The sequence below is a fragment of the Pedobacter sp. D749 genome (assembly GCF_019317285.1).
Lineage (GTDB): Bacteria > Bacteroidota > Bacteroidia > Sphingobacteriales > Sphingobacteriaceae > Pedobacter.
This window is the reverse complement of the sequence record NZ_CP079218.1, coordinates 2,802,732-2,824,809: the sequence shown is the minus strand read 5'-3', so window position 1 is coordinate 2,824,809 and position 22,078 is coordinate 2,802,732. Positions and strand designations below refer to the sequence as shown.

Annotated in this window: 14 protein-coding genes; 4 read left to right on the top strand and 10 right to left on the bottom strand. The window is 39.8% G+C overall.

Annotated elements, in window-relative coordinates; genetic code table 11:
- Window positions 1-43 precede the first annotated feature (43 nt).
- Genes KYH19_RS11310 through KYH19_RS11285 form a run of 6 tightly spaced genes read right to left on the bottom strand, consistent with a single transcriptional unit; the run spans window position 44 to window position 8,071 of the window.
- Window positions 44-1,300, bottom strand: a complete 1,257-nt coding sequence (locus KYH19_RS11310; protein ID WP_255562625.1) for an NAD(P)/FAD-dependent oxidoreductase — start codon at window positions 1,298-1,300, stop codon at window positions 44-46.
- A gap of 16 nt (window positions 1,301-1,316) precedes the next feature.
- Window positions 1,317-1,916, bottom strand: a complete 600-nt coding sequence (locus KYH19_RS11305) for a hypothetical protein (protein ID WP_219078779.1) — start codon at window positions 1,914-1,916, stop codon at window positions 1,317-1,319.
- A 24-nt stretch (window positions 1,917-1,940) separates the two neighbouring features.
- A complete protein-coding gene (locus KYH19_RS11300) occupies window positions 1,941-3,230 on the bottom strand; it encodes a TolC family protein (protein ID WP_219078778.1) in 1,290 nt (429 codons plus the stop codon).
- An 18-nt stretch (window positions 3,231-3,248) separates the two neighbouring features.
- Window positions 3,249-6,350 carry an efflux RND transporter permease subunit gene (locus KYH19_RS11295; protein WP_219078777.1) on the bottom strand — a complete coding sequence of 1,034 codons (3,102 nt, stop codon included), beginning with the start codon at window positions 6,348-6,350 and terminating at the stop codon, window positions 3,249-3,251.
- 11 nt (window positions 6,351-6,361) lie between these two features.
- The gene (locus tag KYH19_RS11290; protein ID WP_219078776.1) at window positions 6,362-7,426 is read right to left on the bottom strand and encodes an efflux RND transporter periplasmic adaptor subunit; all 1,065 of its coding nucleotides are present in this window, start codon (window positions 7,424-7,426) and stop codon (window positions 6,362-6,364) included.
- Between the two features lie 54 nt (window positions 7,427-7,480).
- On the bottom strand, window positions 7,481-8,071 hold the full coding sequence (locus KYH19_RS11285) for a TetR/AcrR family transcriptional regulator (RefSeq protein WP_219078775.1): 591 nt from the start codon (window positions 8,069-8,071) through the stop codon (window positions 7,481-7,483).
- Window positions 8,072-8,447: 376 nt separating this feature from the next.
- On the opposite strand from KYH19_RS11285, the gene KYH19_RS11280 reads away from it, so the two are divergent.
- The gene (locus KYH19_RS11280; protein ID WP_219078774.1) at window positions 8,448-9,035 is read left to right on the top strand and encodes a Pycsar system effector family protein; all 588 of its coding nucleotides are present in this window, start codon (window positions 8,448-8,450) and stop codon (window positions 9,033-9,035) included.
- 28 nt (window positions 9,036-9,063) lie between these two features.
- Here KYH19_RS11280 and KYH19_RS11275 read toward each other — a convergent pair whose 3' ends face one another.
- The 4 genes from KYH19_RS11275 to KYH19_RS11260 all read right to left on the bottom strand — a co-directional run bounded on the left by KYH19_RS11275 (window position 9,064) and on the right by KYH19_RS11260 (window position 16,701).
- Window positions 9,064-11,412, bottom strand: a complete 2,349-nt coding sequence (locus tag KYH19_RS11275; RefSeq protein WP_219078773.1) for an alpha-L-rhamnosidase C-terminal domain-containing protein — start codon at window positions 11,410-11,412, stop codon at window positions 9,064-9,066.
- Window positions 11,413-12,554: 1,142 nt separating this feature from the next.
- Window positions 12,555-13,790 carry a hypothetical protein gene (locus KYH19_RS11270; RefSeq protein ID WP_219078772.1) on the bottom strand — a complete coding sequence of 412 codons (1,236 nt, stop codon included), beginning with the start codon at window positions 13,788-13,790 and terminating at the stop codon, window positions 12,555-12,557.
- 167 nt (window positions 13,791-13,957) lie between these two features.
- Window positions 13,958-15,796 (bottom strand): M1 family aminopeptidase, encoded by a 1,839-nt coding sequence (locus KYH19_RS11265; RefSeq protein ID WP_219078771.1) that lies wholly within the window; start codon window positions 15,794-15,796, stop codon window positions 13,958-13,960.
- Between the two features lie 653 nt (window positions 15,797-16,449).
- The gene (locus KYH19_RS11260; RefSeq protein WP_219078770.1) at window positions 16,450-16,701 is read right to left on the bottom strand and encodes a hypothetical protein; all 252 of its coding nucleotides are present in this window, start codon (window positions 16,699-16,701) and stop codon (window positions 16,450-16,452) included.
- Window positions 16,702-16,781: 80 nt separating this feature from the next.
- Here KYH19_RS11260 and KYH19_RS11255 point away from each other — a divergent pair, with 80 nt between their 5' ends.
- From KYH19_RS11255 to KYH19_RS11245, 3 genes are read left to right on the top strand one after another with little or no spacing between them, the layout of a single operon-like run.
- Window positions 16,782-19,379 (top strand): AAA family ATPase, encoded by a 2,598-nt coding sequence (locus KYH19_RS11255; protein ID WP_219078769.1) that lies wholly within the window; start codon window positions 16,782-16,784, stop codon window positions 19,377-19,379.
- 24 nt (window positions 19,380-19,403) lie between these two features.
- Window positions 19,404-21,092, top strand: coding sequence for an AAA family ATPase (locus KYH19_RS11250; protein WP_219078768.1), 1,689 nt, complete (start codon window positions 19,404-19,406; stop codon window positions 21,090-21,092).
- Window positions 21,089-22,021 (top strand): HNH endonuclease, encoded by a 933-nt coding sequence (locus KYH19_RS11245; protein ID WP_219078767.1) that lies wholly within the window; start codon window positions 21,089-21,091, stop codon window positions 22,019-22,021. Before KYH19_RS11250 ends, KYH19_RS11245 begins: the two co-directional genes overlap by 4 nt.
- Window positions 22,022-22,078 lie beyond the last annotated feature (57 nt).

The window sequence follows — 22,078 nt, the reverse complement described above, 5'->3', positions numbered from 1 at the left end:
GCATCAGCATAAACAGTGATTGCTGTAATTTATACTATGATGTTTAAAGGTCCTTTTTTGCGCGTATAATCAATCGCAGGTTGGGATCATTCGTTAGAAAACTCCAAATCCAGTTGTATGCCAGTTTTGCCTTGTTCCTGAACCCTGCTATAGGTATGATGTGTACGAACAGCCAGGTTAGCCAGGCGAAGTAGCCCTTAAAAGAACCAAATGGAAGGTCTACAACGGCATGATATTTAGTGATAATAGCCATACTTCCTTTGTTTACATAGGTGAAAGGCTTCATCCTTTTATTATCTGTCAAATTCACCAGGTTAGCTGCAAGTAACTCACCCTGCTGTATGGCCACCTGTGCCAGTTGCGGATGACCTTCAGGATAATGTTTGTCTGTAGTTTGACAGCAGATGTCACCAATGGCGAAAATGCTATCAATCCCTGAAATGCTGTTATATTCATCAACCTTTAATCTTCCTCCCCGACCCCTGGATTCATCAGGCAAACCGTTCACATTGGCTGCGACAACTCCCGATGCCCAGATAAGGGAACAGGTACTGATCTTTTCCCCGTTGGAAAGGATCACCTCGTCATTCATATAATCCTGAACAGCCACCCCCAATTTGATTTGAATCCCTAATTTAAACAATTGTTTATAAGATTCCTGTTGTGCCTTTTTGCTCATGGGGCCTAACAGTTTATCTCCTGAACCTACCAGGTAGATGTTTCCTGCAGCTTCACCCAGTTCAGGATAATCTTTGCGAAAAATACTTTTGCTCATTTCGCCTGCCATGCCGGCCAATTCAACACCGGTTGGCCCGCCTCCTGCAATAACAAGGTTAAGCAGCTTGGTCCGTTCTTGCGGGTTGGTTGTTTTAACGGCTTTTTCCATATTCATTAACAAATGATTGCGCAGATACAGCGCATCTTCAATTGTTTTGATTGGCAAAGCTTTCGTTTTCAAGGTTTCCAGGCCGTAGAAATTGGTTTCGGTACCCATGGCCAACACTAAAAAGTCATAGTTGAGCCTCCCGCTATCGGTGATGATTTGTTTTTCCTCATCATCAACACTTAGCAATGTTCCATTATAGAAGCGCACATTTTGTTTTCCCTGAAACATTTTTCGAAAAGGGTAGGTGATGTTGGATGGCTCAATAAATGCGGTGGCTACCTGGTACAGGAGCGGCGGAAAAAAATGATAATTATTCTTATCTACTAATACTACTTCAATCCCTTTTTTACCAGCCAGTCCTTTTATCAGATTAATTCCGGCGAATCCGCCGCCTACAACTATAATTCTCGTCATCATTTTCATTTTATGGTTAGCTTATGGGGAGTTTAGTAAACCTGTTGAGCTCATATGCCACATGCTCATTGTAGAAATCTGATATGAAAAGTTGTCTATGCCTTTCTACAGAATTGGCCAGATCATTCGATACCTTATTTGCCATTTGAAACAGGTACGCAAATGCGATAAACCTAATATCACCATTGCATCTTTTTAAGATATGCTCAGTCTTTTCAAACTTATGATTAAGGGAATTTGCAAGGCAATGCTTTACCTGCACCAACGGATACGAAGCAGGAGCCTTAAGGTAAGCGGCTATTAGCCGCCCTTTATGGTAATGAGTCCTATTAAACTCCACTAATGTTATCCAAAAGGCTTCCATACCATTCATATTATTGCGCCTCTCTTTAATATCTTTTGATAAATTTTTGGCTAAACCATCAAAACTCTGCACAAGGCAAAAGGCGATCAGATTATTCAAATTGTCAAAATGATCAATAATTGTGTTTACACTAACTTTTGTAATAGCCGAGATGAGTTTACAAGACACCTGTTCAATACTGTATTGGCTAATTACCCTAATTGCGTTTTCGGCTATTTGAACACGATATTCCGTTTTCCTAAATATTTCCATCGGGTTAGCTATGATGAATAAAACTTATTTACTATTAATTTTACCTGTTGCATATTCATATGCAGCTTTTTTCACTTGAAAATCCGAATAAGCGGTATTTAATGTTAATGCAGCCTGTTGATAAAATGCCTGGGCATCCAAAACATCAGTTGCTGTACTTAATCCTGCTTTATAGTTATCCTGATTTACTTTCAGATTTTCTGTGGCCTGTAACAAGTTCTCTTTGGCGTAGCGGATCTGCGTCAGTTCATCTTTCATATCGTACCAGTATTTCAGAATACCTACCTGCAGCTGATCGCTTCCATCTCTTAAATTGTTTTGAGCAATTTGTTCGCTAATCTTTCTCTGTTTTACCTTTTGTTTCGCATGCCCCCATAAACCGTCTGAAATAGGAATGCTCAGGGTAGCCAGGGCTGCCGGTACAAAAGTACTGCCTATTGTCTTATTAAATGAGCCTGCCTGCGAAGCACTCAGCCCGACAGATAAACTCGGCAAATAATCTGCTTTACTTAATTTGGTTTGCAGACCTTCAGCCTGCACCTGTTTGAGCAGTAACTGGTAATTGGCTATGCCAGAAAGTGTGGTGTCCGCTGTTCCACCAGGAAGCAATGGTTCATTTACCTTGTCCAGCGTATCTTGCATCACCATCAATGAATCATATTGCATGCCAGTGTATATTGAAAAATCAAACAAGGCCAGTCGCCGCCCGTTTTGCAATTTGCTCCGGTTAACAATTAGCTGACTGAGTTGAACTTTTACTTTCAGCAGGTCATTGCGGGCAATCATTCCTGAAGCCAGCATATCCTTTTGCATTTTCAGCACATTATTCAGCAGCAATTCATTAGCCGCCAGCGTTTTTTCCTGCTCCTGCAAGTTTACCAGGTTCCAGTATTTTTGCGTAGTGAGCAGTAATACCGAATCAACAGATTGCCGGGCCATTATTTTACTGGTTTCTTGCTGTAAAGCAGCTAGCCGATAACCGGTTTCAATTTTACCGCCTGCGTAAATGGGCTGGGTGGCTGTTACACCTACCAGGTAGAAATTGTTGATGCCTTTGTTCAATATGCCCGGAATAGCCGGTACCAAATCTTTGAAGCCATACAAGCCCAGGCCAGTACCGCTAACAGATGGGAGATAGGAAGATTTGGCTGCAACTAGTCCGAAGTCTGCCGAGCTTACTTTAAGCTGCCCGTTTTTGATCGCGGTACTGTATGCTAAAGCGGCTTGCCTGCTTTGCTCAAGTGACACAATATGCTGAGCGGTGGCGGTATATGCCAAACCCAGATATATGATGGATAAAAAGAGGAATTTCATAATAATCAATTTTAAGGATTACGCGGTTTGGTGATTTGTTTCTTCTACCTTTTCATCTTCTTTGCGGAAGAACAGCCAGTAAAGCGTTGGTAAAACAAAAAGGGTTAATACCATGGAAACCATTAGCCCAAAGCAGATCACAGTGCCTAATGGTCCCCATAAAGAGGAGCGGCTGATGATCATAGGTGTAACACCAACTGCTGCGGCCGTAGAAGTTAGGAATATGGGCCGCATACGGCGTTCGGCTGATAAAATACCGGCCTGCAACACCGTTTTTCCTTCATGAATCCTGAGTTCTTCGGCATGATCGATCAGGATAATACCATTACGCACCACAATACCGCATAAGGCCAATAGTCCTAGAAAAGAGGTAAAACCGAATGGATAGCCAGTTACCAATAATCCGAATGATGCGCCAAGCAGACTGAGTGGCATAGTGGTAATACTGAGCACTGCGTGCTTAAGGTGCTTGAAATGCCAGAGCAAAATCAAAAAGATCAGAATGACGCTCATGAGTAAGGAAATTCCCATAGGGCCCATGTTTTCACTTTGCAGTTCCAGTTCACCGCCATAGGAGATTTCAATATCCTGCGGCAATTTAATTTTGGTGATATCTGGCTGTAATTCCGTCAGCACGTTATTGGCAACAGCATCCGGAACAATGTCCATCCGTACAGTTAGTGTGCGGATGCTGTTCCGCCTCACCACCTGTCCGTCATTCCATTCCGGCGCAATATCGGCCACCTGTCTAAGCGGTACCACTGTTTTTGTTTGCTGGGAAGGTATATTGAGATCCAGCAGGTTGGATACATTCATTCTGGATGTTTTGGGTGTTTTAATTTTCACATCAATCTGATAGTTACCTTCCCAAAGTCGCGTAGCATCAACACCCTCGGTGTGCATGGCCACGGTGTTGGCCACATCGCTCTTAGTTAAACCAAGGCGCGCCAGTTCCTGGCTTTTCACATTGAGTTTTATCCCTTCCTCCATTTGGTCATAGTCCGTCCTGGTCCAGATCACTTTTTTATGCCTATTACCTATGGCAATCACCTTTTTACCTACCGCTTTAAGATCGTCAATATTGTTGCCTGATATACGAACTTCAATCGGCGCAGATGAACTAACCATGTTCAGTTGTTTCATCCTTACATAAGCAGATGGGAACACATTGCTGTATTTTTGCTGATAATCCTTGATCACTTCTTCCGTGGCGCCTTCAGATGCTGTATTGACCAATATTTGCGCATAATTTTTAGCGGCGAGGTTAGGGGCGTAAACCATGTGAAAACGTGGTGAACTGTTACCAATAAAACTGGTATAATTTACCACCCGTTTATCCTGATGCATGATACGTTCCATGTTTTTAACCACACTATCCGTTTGGTTAAGGCTGTAACCACTGGGCAGGTAAATCTCCACAGCAAATTGATTACGTTCTACTTTAGGGAATAATTGCTGGGGGAGTATGCCCATGATGATGACACCGAATACAACGGACAGCACGCCGAAGAGTATGGTAAGTTTGTAATGTTTAACTGAATTGCCGATATGTTTATTAAAAAACAGTTGTAGCCTGTCCAGCATTGATTTATGGTCTTGCTTTTTATTTTCGTTATGCAACCCCTTTTTAATGAAAAGCGTATTAAAAAATGGCACCAATAACATTGATATCACCAGGGATAAGGTTAAGGCAATAATGATGGTAACCGGGAAGACACTGATAAAGTCTTTTGCGGTTCCCGTCATAAAAAACATCAGCGGGAAGAATGTGGCTGAAATGGCAAGCGTAGCTGTAAATACCGAAGGGAAAAGTTCCTCCGCACTGCTTTTGGCTGCATCCCAGAAAGACATCCCATGATCCAGCTTTTCTACATGGTTATCTATAACTACAATTGGATCATCAACAACGATTCCCAGTACCACAATAAGCGCTGCCAGTGTTACCGTATCCAGTTCTATCCCCGCCAGGTACATAATGCCCAGTGTTGCCGCAATCGTAATTGGAATGGTTGCCGCTGCTACAGCTGCTACCCGCAACGGTAATAACAATAAAGCTACAACCACGACACCAATTAAGGCAAAAGCGAACTCCTTCATAAAGTGGGCAATGGATTCATCAACCACTTCCGGCTGATTGGCTAGTTTAACCAGTTTAATATCCGGCGGCAAATGTGCACTCACTTTTGCCAGCCGCTCTTCCAGTTCCTTGCCAAAATGTACGATATTTTTACCGGTCACCATTTCCAGCGAAATAATGATGCTTTTGGTGCCATTCGATGTTACATAGCTGTCAGGGTCACCATATTCCCGCCTGATGGTGGCTACATCACGGAGCCGTATGGAATTACCTTTATCATCACGCTTGATAATCTGCCCGGCAAGGTCTGACTCCGTTTTATAAAAACTGGTCAGATGTATTGGTCGATCGATTATTTTTCCATCTTCGGTGCCCGCAGCACTAATGGCACCCTCATTTTGCAATACTTCCTTAATGTTACCAGCCGTAACTCCATTTTGAAGCAGTTTATTGTTATCAACATAAATACCGATTTGCTCGTTCAGGTTACCCGTGTGTGATATTTTGGCCACGTCTTTAACCCGGCGTAATTCAGCTTCAATGTCTTCTACATTTCGCAGTAGTTCTTTATAAGGCCGGGTGGGTGATTCTACCGCCAGCAGTAAAGCGGAGGTAGAACCAAAATCGCTGTTCACATAAAAACCTTTCACCTCTTTCGGTAACTGCCCCTGTAAAAGGAGCATGCCATTCTTAATCTTATTCCAAAAAGCTTTGGCCTCAGCACCGCTCACTTTATCAGATACTTCAACAAAAATATACATTACGCCATCGCGTGAATAAGAGTAGGTTTTGGTTTTATTCACCTCATTATTACTAAAAAGGTATTCCTCAACTTTTTTGGTCATTTGTTCTTCTACCTGGTTGGATGATGCGCCCGGGTAAAGGCCAACAATTACGCCCTGCCTGATCGTAAAATCGGGAAATTCATTGCGTGGCATATTGAACAGGGCAAGGATACCCAGTAAAAATAGTACAGCAGCTAGGGTAAGGGGCAGCACATGGTAGCGCATGGCCCACTCAATCATGTTTTCTTTCTTTTTCATGGGGGGCTGATTTATTGGATGATTTTAACGGGAGACTGATCTGCCAGCTTTTGGTAACCGGAAGTAATCAGTTCTTCATTACCAGTTAAACCACTGGTAATTGCCAATCCATTATTATAGAGTAAACCGGTTTTAACCTCTTTCCGTTGCGCTTTATGTTGCGGGTTAACGGTATATACATAATTACGGCCTTGCTCATCTACTTGTACGGCCTGGGCAGGAATGATCAATTGCTGTTCAACTGTTTTAGCAGACAATGATTTAGTTTGAGAAGGGCGGAATACCACCTTGCAGAGCATGCCCGGTTTTAAATTCTGACTGGAATTGGCCAGTTTTACTTTGACCGTGTAGTTTGCACTACTATTGAGGGCCATGACACCTACTTCTGCAATATGACCCTCTACCGGAGTATTACCCATGGCCTCTATGGTGACAGATGCATGATCACCCTGATGATATAGGTTGATTTCATTTTCAGGAACAGCTACTAAAACATTTACCGAACGTGTATCCAGTAACTGCAACACAGGTAATCCGGGACTAGCAATAGCACCTGCTTCTGTTTTTTTGTCGCCCGCATACCCGCTTTGAGGAGCGTATAGCCTGGTGTGCGCAATATTTTGATAAGTTGCCTTTGCAGCAGATGCCGCCTGGTCTAGATTTGATTTGGCCTCCAGCATTTTAATTTCTGCTATGCTGCCTTTCTTAAATACAGAAAGAATACGGTTATAGTTTTCTTCAGCCAGTTTAACCTGGGCTAATTGTGCATTATATTGATTACGGTAAGTAGTTTCATCTACGGTGGCCACTAACTGGCCTTTTTTTATATAATCTCCGGCTTGTACCGGGAATGAATTAATGGTGCCGGAAACCTGGAAACTCAAATCGATCATTTTGTCGGCCTGCAAAGTTCCGCTATAAATTATCTGATCGGAGGATCCTCCCTGTTGCTTGCTTAAATTAATCGTTTTAACATTGATCGTGTCAGGCATTTTGCCAGACTCTTTGTGCTCGGAACATCCAGTGAAAAGTAGCGCTACGGTAGCGGCTGTAAAAATTGATGAGATAGGTTTCATATTTTAATCATTTGAACAGTTTATGTGTTTTTGTCTATTTTTAATCAAAAAAAATTATTTCAATCCTTTGCAAAAAATTTGTGAAATCCAGGACAGTTTGGCTTCCATATCGGGAAACCGGTTAAACAAGATGATTTCATGCTCAAAGCTTTTGAATGCGGTTACAATTGTTTCAGCAAGAAAATAACTATCAGCCTCGCTGAGTTCCGCAATTTCTTTTTTCTCAACTGCCCATCTGATCAACTTGTAAAGTACACTGCCTTCTTTCTCAAGTAAAACCCTGGTTTTAGCGGCGGCAAGCTCGGGTTGTTGCTTTAAATCTTCTAATACCAGATGATATCTTTTAGTAAGCAATTTGAGTTCCTGTAATTTCTTGGTGTAAAATTTTTCCAAATTAGTAGACATTGAGGCATTGGGATCAATAACCGCCTGGCAGGCATCAAATATCTGAAGGCATAATTTTTCTACTACTGCATCAAAAACTTCTGTTTTATTACCGAAATAATAATACAAAGTAGTGCGTCCTTTTTTACCTGCTTTGGAAATATCCTGCATTGATACCCGGGTAAAGCCATAGCTTTCAAAAACCGCTATGGCGGCAGCGATAATTTCGTCTCTGATTTGGTCTTCTTTGGATAACTTCATTTTAGACAAAAGTACATAAAATGTTCAATTGGCAAAATAAAAGTTAAATATTTTGAGCATACAAAAAAAATATTGTTTTAGATGTAATGTGTTGTCATGGTGTATGGGTTTAAAAATCAATGAATTGAATATTTACTCAATGCTGCCCTAATTGTATATATATGACCAGGATAAGGATTGAAACTTTGAAGTAATGAAAAATATAGATTATTTCTATTCAAATGATGTACAATATAAGCGTCATAAAAATTCATCAAATGGCTTAATTACTTACCAAAATAGGCATATGATAGGTCAGCGCTTTCAGTTAACATTTTGAAAATGATTAATATCTTTGTGAGAAAACCAAATTCCTTAAAATTTACCATTGCTAGATATGAATAAAGAGAAAAAATCAATAGATATAGTACCCGTGTCAGATTTTGATTTAAAATCTTCCATTGAAATGCTCATTAAAATCACGGCTGGCAATGATCACCGCCTAAGTGACATGGCGGATAATAAAGCACAAATTCTGATTACGGTTAACTCTATTATTCTATCAGCGATTGTTAGTCTTGGGATTGGACGTTTAAAGGATACCCTTCATTTGATCATTCCATCGCTCATTCTACTAGCCACCAGCCTTATTACCTTGATTCTCGCTATTCTGGCAACCAGACCTTCACTTCCAAATGGCAAATTCACGGCAAAAGATTTATCAACTAAAAAAGTAAACCTTCTTTTTTTTGGAAATTTCTACAGAATGAAGATGAATGATTATGCTGCAGGAATGACTCATGTATTGTGCGATAATGACTTTTTATACCAAAGCCTTATTAAAGATGAATATGTACAAGGAGTGGTTCTCGGCAGAAAATACAGGTTATTAAGGGCAGCTTATAATGTATTTATGTTTGGGTTGATTATTGTCTTTTTAGCTTTTCTTCAATCAATGATATGGCACGATACTTTGTTTGGCTAACCAAATACTCCATATCATACTAAGCACATCATAAAGATTTTTCCCGTTCGATCACATATTTCCCGGAAACGAGTTTAAACGTGGTGAAGTGGTTTTTTTGCAGCAATTTATCAACATTTAGGTCTTTTTCAGTCAGTAACTTCTTGTTCACATATACCTTCGAGCCCGAGGGCAATCTTACAATGGCTGTTGTACCCTTCGGAACAATAACATTCATCCGAAAGCCATCGGCATTATTTTGAAATGAGGTACTGATCAGGCCTTTAATTGTTGGTACGGTAAGGGTTGCTGAGGTAAAAGTGGCGGGTTGGGGCGCTATCAAAAAAGTTTTATAACCGGCATCAAGTGGTTTAACGCCAAACAAATATTGCGCAATAACGATTTGAGCCCCTCCGCTCCAGGCATGGTTGGTTGTACCACCTCCAAATCCATTTTCGCCAATGCCCCAACCTTCAAACAAGGTGCTATAGTTAGGATTGTTAACCATTTCTGCAAAGCGTTTTTTGGTTCTGTCCATGGCATATTTTCCCTCGCCCATCACAAAAAGCGCCTCCATTACATATTTTTCCATATAAGGGCTAGCATGTAATTCTGTTTTCAACGATGATAAAATATCGGCATATTTTGACGAATCGGCTATACCCGCGATAACCGCTAAGGCTTGCACCCGGTCATCTGTTTTTTCATTGTACAAAGGATGGCGGTAGGCGTGCCCATCCCAGCATTTATTGTATCCGGCCTTCACAAGGGCCATAACCTGCCGGTAATCTGCGGCATCTTGATCATACCCAAGCGCATCGGCCATTTTGGAGGCACCGTCTAAAGCAAGGTAATGCCATCCGGCCATAATCAGCCTCAGGTCTTTGTTATCGCCCCAGTCTCCCCAAAGCCAACCGCCTTTACGTAACACGGTAAGGCCGGTTTCGTCCGTTTTCCATAAATCCAGGTACTTTTTTACAGCGGGGTAAACGTCTGCTATAAGCTTGCGGTCGCCAGTGTTCATATAGTAATTCCAAAAGCCGTATTCGCCAATACTGGTAAGCATCTGGTCGGGCAGTTCCTGATTAAAATTACCGGGAATTGGCGCAAATAACTCTCCTCCGGGGCGCTGCCATGCCGCCAGCTCACGTATCGCTTTGCGCATCAATGCATGTGTAGAGGTTGAATAGGTATAAAAACTTTCGCCCATCAACAAAACAGCATCGCCCCACCATTGGGCACGTTCCCTGTCGGGGCAATCAAAATAATTATCGCGCATGTTAAGGTATAAAGTTCGCTTAGCCTTTTTCCAAAACAGGTTATAAAACTCATCGCTGCATGCAAAAGCACCCTCAGGCACTGCATTATAGCCGGTTTCGCGATATTTAACTGATGTTACCTTAACGCCTTTCGGAACAATGAGCAGGATCTTCTCGCCGTTTAACCATCCGTACGATTCATATTCCTGAAAACCTTTGGCAGTGATATACTCCGCCCTGATATTGTTTGTTCCCCCGGCTACACTATGGTCGGTATTAATGTTAATTAAATGCCCTCCTTTATCATCTAGAACCGAGATTATCGGTGTCATTTGCATATTGTAGGGCAAAGCGCCTACAATTGTATCTGCGCTGGCCCCCTTATGGCGTTCAAATTTAATTTCCTTTATACCAAAGTCTTTCCATTGGGGTATAGGTCGGTCAACCAGTTTATTCCAGGGTGCATCGCCAGGGAGGCCAATTTTTTCTGCAGCGCTAAAGCCCTGCAATGCATTTAACGGTGCCGTTTGCCAGCCTGCAATATCTTTGCGGGCATCAAAACGGATATTTGATTCCGCAAGGCGGAAATTGGGTAAAGGGGCATCTGTGTCTCCGTAAGCAGGATGAATGCTGCACAGCCATTTATCGTCACTGTTCAATTCTGCCTGCTTTGCCTTCATACTAAAATAAAAACCGGCACGCCCGCTGCCTACGTGCGAAAAGCCATCTTTACCGAAGTAACAAAGTAGCACAGCAATTTGGTTCTTGCCTTTTTTTAGGTAGGGCCCAAGGTTTACTTTATCGCAATAGGTATCTTTAGGATTAGGCCCGCGTTTTAGCCCACCTTCAAATACCACAAGTTTGCCGTTTATCCAAAGCCAGTATTTGGTATCGGCAGCAATGGTAGTTAAGGCCTGTAGCGGTTTGTTTTTTATCATGATATCCCGGCGAAACGCTATCCAGGTATTGGGTTTGTTTACCCTCTGCTGTGCTGTAGAAATCCAATAACCTGGCATTTTTTTCTCCTGGGCGAATGCCGGTTGGCGTACCATGAACAATAGAAAAGCAATAAATAAATAATGGCTATAAATCCTGTTTATCAGTTTCTTTGATGGCGATTTTAGCTTATTTTTCTTCATATCATGATTTGGTAATTCTACAGACAAAAACCCGCCGTTCATTTGATTAGCGGCATGGCATAAAGAATTATTTTATTTACTATTTAAAAACAATAAATATAAGGAGTATAATGGGAATGCCTGTTAATATTTAATAGCCTTCATGCTGTGTCAACTTTGGATTATGGCTCATTTCTATATTCTGGGTTGGAGACAACAACCTGAAGCTTTGGATGTTGTAGGATGCAGCGAGCGGAACAACTCCGGCTCGATAATAATAGGCTGAATTTTAGCTTTTATTTTTAAAGCCCTGACATAGAATCGCTATACCCGAATTGAAACCGCCTCTGCCCAGCAAAGTTCGGGAACGTCAGAATTGTGGTTTGCCGGTAAGGCATAAATGAAATAAAGGATTGCCAAAAAAAATGGGGTGGTTAGTCTTCTAGTAATACCCTTAGTGAGTAATGTAGGAGCAGGCCGGGTAAAAGGGAACAATAAACGGCTGTTTAGGATTTTAGCATAGTGAAATGCTTTTTAATAAAAAGAGGTTGTATCATAAATATAGATTTGTCATCCTGAGGGATAATTTTTTGTGTAAAAATCAATATTAGTGACGTAGAATTGTCTTCTCTTGTCCTACGGCGCGGTCTTGCCTCGGCTCGCCGCCGCCGAATGGCTCTTTCTTTTTGGTGTCAAAAAGAAACAAAAAACACCGGCTGAAAATTTTTCTTTTAAAGCCAGTTGTTCGGCCAGAATAGTGCAGCCCGAAAAATTTGTTAGGCCGGATTTATGTAGAACGGGGATACTGTGCTATGGCCTAGCTGGGTGGAAATGCTAAAGTAGTTAAAATATTGATTATTAATTATTTGTGAAATAACGTCAATGGTAGGGTTAATTATTTCATAAAATCAATATAAAAGACAGATCTTTTTGGCAAAATGTTAGGCTGCGCGAGATCGTCATTCCCATTCCGATAGCTAGCTATCGGGTTGATTGGGAACCACGGAGTGCTCATGAATGCCTTTGAAATAAGGGAAACTTATGAATAATCGTAATGCAAGCGCTTTAAGATTCCTGCCTGCGCGGGATCCGATAGCTCTTTTTATTTAATTCATCCGTAGAGTCCTGCGGAACTCTACGGATAGACGAGTAAAATTAAATCATTATAGAATACTTATCTTATGTTTTCTTATAATATGACCATTATTATCAACAACCTGAACATTATACTCTCCAGCTTGTAAGGCGACGCCATATTTATAGATTTTATGTTTAACGATAAATTGATCTAAAGGGATATTATCTTTTGGATTCAATGCCATAATCTGCACTAACTTTCCTTCGTCTTCTTTAGTAACTGTTATGATGGAAAATTTAGTTCCTTCTTTGGAAAGGAGATAATCTTTTCTGCCATATTTTTCCTGAGGTGTTGGCCACGTCACTAACATATCATAAGCTCCTTTAACATCACCTCCGGAAACTCTGGGATTTTTATCCTTATCTAAAACGATATAAGGAACATCAGTATGCTTTAAGTTTATTGTAGAATCAAGTTTTTCCTTAAATTCATACATGCTATTAATTGCCTGATTTATAGTTACCGGATCAATTCCGGATATAATTCTAAAATATTCAGCCATAAATATAATATTTCCACCTTTTTCCCAGATGTGCCCATGACCAGCATGCACAAGGATTTTTGCCTTAGGATCTTTTAGTAAAATATCATTTAAATTTTTAGCCTGATTAACTTCCCGAATATTATCCAAATATGATTCACTGTCTCCCGTATATTCAGTTCTATCTTTACTTTCATATTGAATGAGCTTAAAACCTAATTTTATTGCTCTTTTCATTAAGTTACCCATATTTGGCTCTGCGGTATACATACCTGAATTAATTTGAGGGAAACCTAAATTTTTATATGCCAGGTTACTTTCTAAAGCTTCAACAGCCAGATATCTAAACCCCATCTTATAAAACTGATCTAAAAGATTATAAGTTAAAATTCTATGCTTTGGAGTGTTATGATCTTCGTTTATCATCACAACTTGTTTATTTGCGCAATAATTTATTATATATGGAATTGCAGGAGTAAAATTAACTTGTTCTCCTTTTGTAGCCCTTAACTTGCTTTTTTTCCAATTTAGATCCAATGTTTCGCCTAAAAAAGATTCGAATAAAGCTAATGATTGATCAACCAGGGTTGGTGCACTAATGCCTTCTATAAGATGATTCTGTTTATAGAAATTTTGCTTCATTTTTAAAACGGTGTCTCTAGCGCCCAAATAGTTGCCAGAATCTATTAATTTGAATCCGATTTGAAATGGGTCTGCCACTTGTTGCGCAACAGTTTTAAAAGAGATAAGAGTTGTTAAAATAATTAATAATTTTTTCATATTTTATTCTAATCATATCGAATAATCCTAAATGTAACGCTTTTAATCACTCAAACAAAATCATCCTTGCGAGGTACGAAGCAGTCTTTTTATAGACAGGTGATTTATCGAAATCGCTTCGCAAAAACGAACTAATCGTATTGATTGCAAAACAAAAAACCTTTTAATTACAGCGAATTCTCGCTCATGATTTTTATTAAAAGTTTGTTGTCGGGATCTATTTTAACTGACTTAATATCATCCTTTGAGAAGCCCTCCAACTGAAAACTTTGAAGGTTTTTACTGATATTAAACGTTTTTCTCACTATCCGGTTATCCTGTAAAACAAAAGCAATATCAATAGGGAAAAGGAAAACGTCACCTTCCTGGGCAATCGACAATTTCTTTTCCTTTATAATAGTGCTAACATGCGGCACCTGTTTACTTTTTATCCAGGGCTCAATGATATGCTTCACATCGGTACCAGCGGCCTCTGAAAGACTTCTTATAAAGAGATTGATGTCCATTTGTTTTTTCGACTGAAGGAAAGCTTTTAAACCTTTATCGAAAACAGCCTTGCCCAGCTGATTTCTAAGCATATAAAAAACCCAAACGCCTTTATAATAAGATATACCATTGTTAGCTGCATCGTCCCATAAAGAAGATTTACCATCAAAGCCTCCTTTGAAGTAGAGCGATTTGTAACTGGCCATAAAGTGGCTTACTGTAGTATCTCCGAAACTTTTCTCCAATAAATATGCTTCGGCAAACGAAGCCCAGCCTTCCCTCAAAAAGTTTGTAGCTGGTCCTACAGGCCGGGTCCAGGCGTGTGCCACCTCATGCCCAAAGGGTGCCAGGGGAGACGTTGCCCTGTTTGTTATAATGAAGCCACCATGGTTGCCGGCAACAATCATATCATTACTTCGGTTTAACCAGATGGGGAAATCTTTGGAACGGTTCTGTACAATGCAAAGATAGTTGCCTTGTGGTTTTCCGAATTTTTCGGTAAGCCAATCATTTGTCTTTGAAAAGCTCTGATAAAGCGTATCAGGTGCTGGTTTAAAATCCTTATTTCCAAAGATTTGAAACTTATAGTTTCCTTTGTCTAATGTCTTTACCTCCCATTCTTTATCATAGTACATCGATAGCGCAAAAGTAGCATAAGGTGATTTAGCCGTTATAATTCTTTGATCACCAATAACATGATCAGTCTGCCTGATACCGGTGGTGACATGATATGCAGCTGGAATTGATGCTCGTAGCTGGAAATCTGCCAGGTCATTGCTACTTGAAAAATTAAAGAACGGATGCCAGTAGAACTGATCCCGTACATGTCCGAAGTTCGAATCAAAATATCCGGAATTCTCATTCTTCCGGTCATGGTCAACTTTTAATGTATAGGCTAATATCAGTTGTTCTTTTACACCTGCTGAGGACTTTACCCAGAGCACGCCTCCATCAAAAACAAAATGAGCCGGTTTTCGGTTAAGTTGTACATTTTCTATCTTCGCCCTGTGGTTAAGCGCCAATAAAAAACCATGTTTTTCCCTGGTCAGGATTTGCATGGTATCCCTAACAGCTATTGTTCCATCAACAGGCGCTATCTTCAGGTCCATCCGATGGGCTTTCAATTGGTTTAATCTGTCGATCGGAAGTTTCGATGTCATTATCCAGGCACCTTTAACAGGCTTGAATACGTATATACCGGAATAAATATTAGAATAATCGGTTTCTTCACCAGAATTGCCAATAATAAAGGTGCCGGTTAATAATACGAGTGCACTATCGCTGTAAACCTTTATAATCTCGCTTTGCCCTTTTTTTCTTTGATACTTGCCTTTCTGCATCGCTAAGATGATTCGCTGCTGTTCAACTAAAGGGAAATTAAGTTTAATATCTTCCATGCTTCCACTTTCAAAAGCGTCATTACATCTTTCAACATCATGCTGCAGGTTATTTGCGGCAGACTGGGCAAAGGAAACGCCGGAAAGAAAAAGAATAGCAATCAAAGATAAAACGGGCTTCATATTCTGGTGATCAGGCTCTTATTTTAAAACCGTTCATAATACAATTATTTTCATAATTAAAGAAGAGAAAAAATGCTTTTTATCCATAAAATACAGGCGTAACCAGGCCAGGCACAAACAGTAAGGGGTGCATTCCAAATTAGTTATTTAGAAAAAAATCATTCGGCCTCCATCAGCAGGTTCTAATACACCCTCGAATCGCTATACCCGAATTGAATCGCTTCTGCCCAACAAAGTTAGGGGAATATGAGAACTATGGTCTGTCGTTAGGGCATAAATGAAATAAAGGATTGCAAAAAAAATTGGGGTAGTTAGTTTTCCACTAATACCCTCAGTGCGTAATGTCGGAGAAGGCCGGGTAATGAGCGTAATAAACGGCTGTTCGGGGATTTTAGCACAGTAAAATCCTTTTAAAGGAAAATCCTCGGATGAAAGTTGGAGGATTTTTTGTGATTCCGCTGGGATGTGAACTTAGTTCAGTTTTTAGTGTTTAAAGACTATTTGGAAGGTTTTTGAAAAACGACTCATCGAATCACTGACCTTTTTGTCAGTATTTTTTTTGCAATTGCTATGAAATAAATTCAAATTATCAATTTAAGATTTTCTAGAAATTCTTTTCAAAAGAACAATAACTCCTTGAAGTCTAAAATGGTTTATACTTTGGTTTCATCAAAGTATAAACCATCTGGATACAGTTTGGTACAAATGAAGTCGGTACCTTTCGTGGTGTCCTCAATCAAGTCGTAGTCATCCGCCAACGACAATTCACTATCACGAATGTATTCCATTATAATCTTTAGATCGCTATATCCAGAGAGATAATTTACTATGTAGCTTAAATAAGTGTTTGAAGTCCCATCATAGCATTTTACAAAAGTTAATCCATACTTATCTTTCACTTCCATATTAATTTATTCTTGAAGAAATCACTTATGATCTTGAACTTTAATATATTTGTTAATCTAATTGACTTAACGCTAACCAAATGAATACTGAACAAATTCCTTCTGCTGCAATCGCAGTAGTGGAAACGCTTGAATCTGACGTAAAGAAATTTGCTGACAACCTTCCTTATTGGGCAAAGTACCTTGCCGAGAAATTGTTGGCGAGTAACGTCGTTAACGACGCGGACATAGAAACAGCCTACAATTTCTTATTGGATGAACTGAAGTTGACCGATGAAATAGATAAACCCGAAATTTTCATTGCTGGAGCTGGAGCTTCAGCGACAGCCTATGCAAGTGATTTGGTATTCTATACATTAGAAAACATCTCAGGAGTAAATGCTTTACTAGAAAATCAGAGTATCAATTTTAGTAAACATTTGACGGTAATCTATGGTGCCAATGGTACGGGAAAATCTGGCTATACTAGACTGTTAAAAGATGTTTTTTACTCCAAGGCAAAAGAAGCTATCTTGCCAAATGTGCATTTGGAAAGTGGTCATAAACCAATCGATGCGAAGTTTGGTTTTTTGGTCGGAGCTACACTAAAGTCTTGGCAATATCAACATAAGGACCAACCTGAGTTCAAACAATTTTCAGTATTTGATGGGAAGAGTGTGGTTGGACAATTGGAGAATAGAAATGAGTTCGAGTTTAGGCCAGGAGGTCTTAGTTTTTTTGGAGAGTATACGTCAATCTTGTCAAAGGTGGAGGAACAGCTGAATGAAGCCATTCGGAAAAAAAAGACGGAAAATCAGTTTGGGCTATGGTTTGACGAGCCGTCTGAGATCAAAACTTTTGTAGAGAATCTTTCTTATGCAACAAAAGCGGAACAGCTAGATAACTATGTCCCTTATGTTGCCGCGGATTTGGCCGAAAGACAAAGATTGCAAAAAGAATATGATGAGCTATTGCTAGCTAGCCAAAACAAGGATAAGGAAATCAAGAATTTAGAAAACCTTAAAAAGCAGTTGGTCGAGAATAAACTGGCAATAGAAAAGATCAATAAATTGTTCTCTATGGCTGCATTACAACGAATTAGCGAGCTGATCACCGATTACAATACCAAGGCAGCCTTTGCCAAAGCCGAAGGGATTGAAAACTTCAAAACAGATAAATTGGAACAGATTGGCTCGGAAGAATGGAAGAGATTTATTTTGGCGGCAAATGATTTTGCTTTGAAACAGCAGGGAACTCATGAACATATTTATCCTAACGGGAGCGATCATTGCTTATTATGCCATCAACCGTTAACGCAGGAGGCAGCAACGCTGATTACTAGATATTGGGGTTTTATCAAGAGCGTGGCAGAAGAAAATGCCAATAAAGCTTTGGAGAGTTTAAATGCTGCCAAAGGTTTTTATGAGCAACTCGATGTTGAACTCTTCCCAACAGAGAATACTTTGACAAATTACCTGTCAGAGAAATATGCCGAGAACTTAACCTCATGGAAGGAACAATTAGCTGCTCAAAGCAAGTTGGCTTTGGAGATTGTAAAAGATATAGCTGCAAAGACCGCTACTGAGCGAAAGGAATTAGCAACTGATGCGACATTTCATTTGACTATTGATTCAACACTAGATGAGGTAATCAAGTCTTTGGCTGATGAAGAACAGGGGAAGAAACTGGAAGAGCTTAAAAAAGAGAAAACCTTTTTAGAACATAAGGAAAAGTATAACCTGCATTTCGATAAGATCAAAGGATTTGTGGACGATCTGGTTTGGGTAAGAAAAGCACAAAAAGCGAATTTTGCCAAACGGCAGGTTACGGATACGGAAAAGAACCTCTCTGCTAAATACTTTAACCAGAAGTATGTTGACACTTTCAACGAAGAATGCGAGAAGTTGAATGGAAAGTTTGGTATTGAAGTGAGTCACACGGGAAGCGCAGGCAAATCTTATCGACAGTTAAGGTTAAAAGGCAAAAGTCCCAATGCAATTTTAAGTGAAGGGGAGCAGAAGGTCATTGCGATTGCTGATTTTCTATCAGAAATGAAGCTTTCGGAAATCAATAGGGGGATTGTCTTCGACGATCCGGTAACTTCTTTAGACAATGATCGAAAGAAGCAGATTGCCGAAAGGCTTGCCGAGTATGCCTTCGAAAAGCAGGTAATCATATTTACCCATGATATTGTATTCTTTTACCATGTGAAGAACTTTAGCAAGAAGCATCTTGCGACTATTAAAGATAGTTTTATACATCATTCGATTGAAAGAGATCAGCTGTTTTGTGGAAAGGTGGTGGCCAATTCTAGTCCAGCCAGCGAAGGCCAGTATAAAGATGCATCAAAGGCTGAACAATGGTTGGCCAAGAGCAAAACGTCGAGTGGCACGGAACGAACCGATTATGCTAAATTTGGTTGTTCGGCTTTGCGTTCGAGTTACGAAGCTTTATCGATCTTTATCGTATTGGGAGGAACGGTACAGCGCTTTGATCCCCAAATCCGAATGGGCAGGTTGAAAGATATCAAATATGACAAGCTTTTGGTAGAACAAATCGTAGAAAAGCATGGAGAGATTTCTGATCTAATCGAGGGACATCTGCCTTCCGATGAATTTGCGGTGGTAGCCACACCGGAATTGTTGGCACAGCATATTGCTGATTACAAAACCTTAAAGCAACAAATTAAGGACCTATAGTAGTTACGATAAAACATTATTCAAATGATATTAATTTCGGAGATACACCAAAAAGTATTTGATTTTTTGATGGAGTATCACAAAGCGGATAAAGGATTTCTCTTTGTATTACGGCAACTTAACCGTAATGCTAGACTTGAAAAGGGTTACTGGTTCTTAGGTAACGATGACTATGTTGCTGTCTCATTTTGGATGGGTAAAGATGATAAAACTAAGTCACCAAGGTTATCGTTTATCATAAGCCTAGACGGTACGACTTACCTGGAAATTAATAGCAGATCGAATTCTAAGCCTTTTTTTACGCTGGATTTTTTTAAAGAGCTAGGATTTACGACCTTGGATTTCAATCTAATACATCGAAAATATTATACTGCATTTGGGAATGACTATCTAAGCTCATTGGGATCGTTTCTCGAAAAAGATAAACCGCTGATAGATGATTTTGTTGGACGTCGTCGCTTAAATGAGGAAGACTTACTAGGTCAAGGTGGCATTGACTTCATTTGGCCTGGAACATTTGAAAAGCAATTAAGAATTGTTCACGGTTATCAGAAAATACTTGCCGAAAAAGAAAGAAAAACGAGCTATTTAAGGAGTTTTAAGGTCAGGAATTTCGGAAGGATAAAGAATTTGGAGGTCAAAGACATTCCAGAAGGCTGTCGATGGATCTTTCTTACCGGGGAAAATGGTGCAGGCAAGACTTCTCTTTTGCGAGCGCTAGCAGCAGCTATTTCTAATAACAATGATCATGGTGTTGAGGTAGCAGGGAACTACAAAGATTTCAATGTGCAAATTGGCTTGGAAACAATCTCAGGAGTAAAGCGTACAACCGTAAAAGGGAGTGATGACTTTCGCGAAAAAGCTAAATTAGTAAAGGGCTTTGCGGCTTATGGTCCTGTAAGATTATTGAGCCAAGGTAGCCTTAAGGACGATTTTTTAGATTTGGATAAGAACAATATTAGCAGGTTGACAACCTTCGGTCTTTTTAATCCTATTGGTATTCTAAGGGATATTAGCGGTAGTTATGTTTTGTCCGTAAAGCCAAAGTACTACGATATGACGCTCGACGACTTTCTGGAAAATATCGAGCAAAACCTTGAAGTTATTTTACCCAATATTCAAAAGGTAAATGTAGTAAGAAGTGAGGTAGGGAGACAAATCATCTACCACCAAACAATTGGTAATTCTGAAGCCATGAGCGAGGGTGTAGTCTTTGACCAACTGCCATCAGGTACGAGAAATTTCGCAGGTTTAATTTTGGATTTGTTGCTTCGTTTCGCCGAACAACAGGAAGGAATTGCCGATATCTCCAATTATGTGGGGGTCGTCTTAATTGATGAAATTGATCTTCATTTGCATCCAAAAATGCAGAAGGAAATTATCGTCCAGTTATCGGAAACATTTCCTAATATACAATTTGTGGTGACTACACATAGTCCTATACCAATGTTGGGTGCTCCATCAAATTCCATTTTCATCAATGTACATAAGGATGAAAATCATAAAATATGTGCAACGAAATTAGATATCGACGTGACTAATTTATTACCCAATACCATATTGACTTCACCAATATTTAATTTTAGTGAGCTGATCAATGAGCATCATGATCACCAAGAGCGGATAATTACTGAAGACGACTTTACTGATGCCCTGTTTTACAAGATTCTTGAGAAAAAATTAAGAGAACGTAACATCAATCCTGCATCATGATCCATTTACCTCACAAGCAAAATAACGTTGCTCCTTTTAGACTCTCAGTCTCAGGTGCGTTGAGACAGATTGATAGAGCGATTGCAAATTTGGACGGTGAAGAATATAATGCTAGCTATTATCCTCATCAGGATGTGACCACTTTATTAAAAGCTTTCTCCATCCATAAGGCACAGCTCCAACCAGGTGATCAAGCCAAGTGCAATTACTGCGAGTCTAAGATAGAGCATGCCGCGACATTACAGGTAGAACATTATCGACCAAAAGCAAAGGTGGATTCTGGAGAGAATGACCATGTAGAATTACCTGGCTATTACTGGCTAGGACTGGAATGGACAAATCTCTTGTTAGCCTGCCCCAAATGTAATGGAAAAGATGCCAAAGGAAACAAATTTCCGATTAGAGGTGTAAGGGCTACAGTTCACCAAACAGTACAATTAATTAATAATGTACTCACCCTAGACCGAAGGAATTGTGATGCGAATGCCAATCCACTCCTGTTAGAGCTTCCGTTATTGCTAAATCCTGAAATAGATCATCCAGAAAACTTTTTAACCTTTGACGTTTTGGGCAACATAAGTGGCCATGGTAACGATGCCGAGCGAGGGGAAATTAGCAAGAATATATTTAGGCTCAATCGTGACGAACTCTTAATTAACCGTCAAAAGGTTTGGAATGATTTAAAGAATGATATTAACGAGGATATTCTCGGTCACCAAACTAATTATTTTACTGAGGATGGCTTGAAATATAGGTTTGGTGTGACTGTGTCCAAAATACTCAAAAGAAAACTTCCTGTTGAAGAATATACTTTATGGGGAAGATACATCAATGCCAACTTACCGATTTTTTTAGCTGATTTAGATGAATATTATCGTAACCTTTTTTTAGAAGTCTACCAGCAGGTAGAAAATGGTCAAGCTGCGTAAGTTGTAATCTAGCATTTTCTAAAATCTCTCGGTCAATTCACTACACAGCAAGGCTGT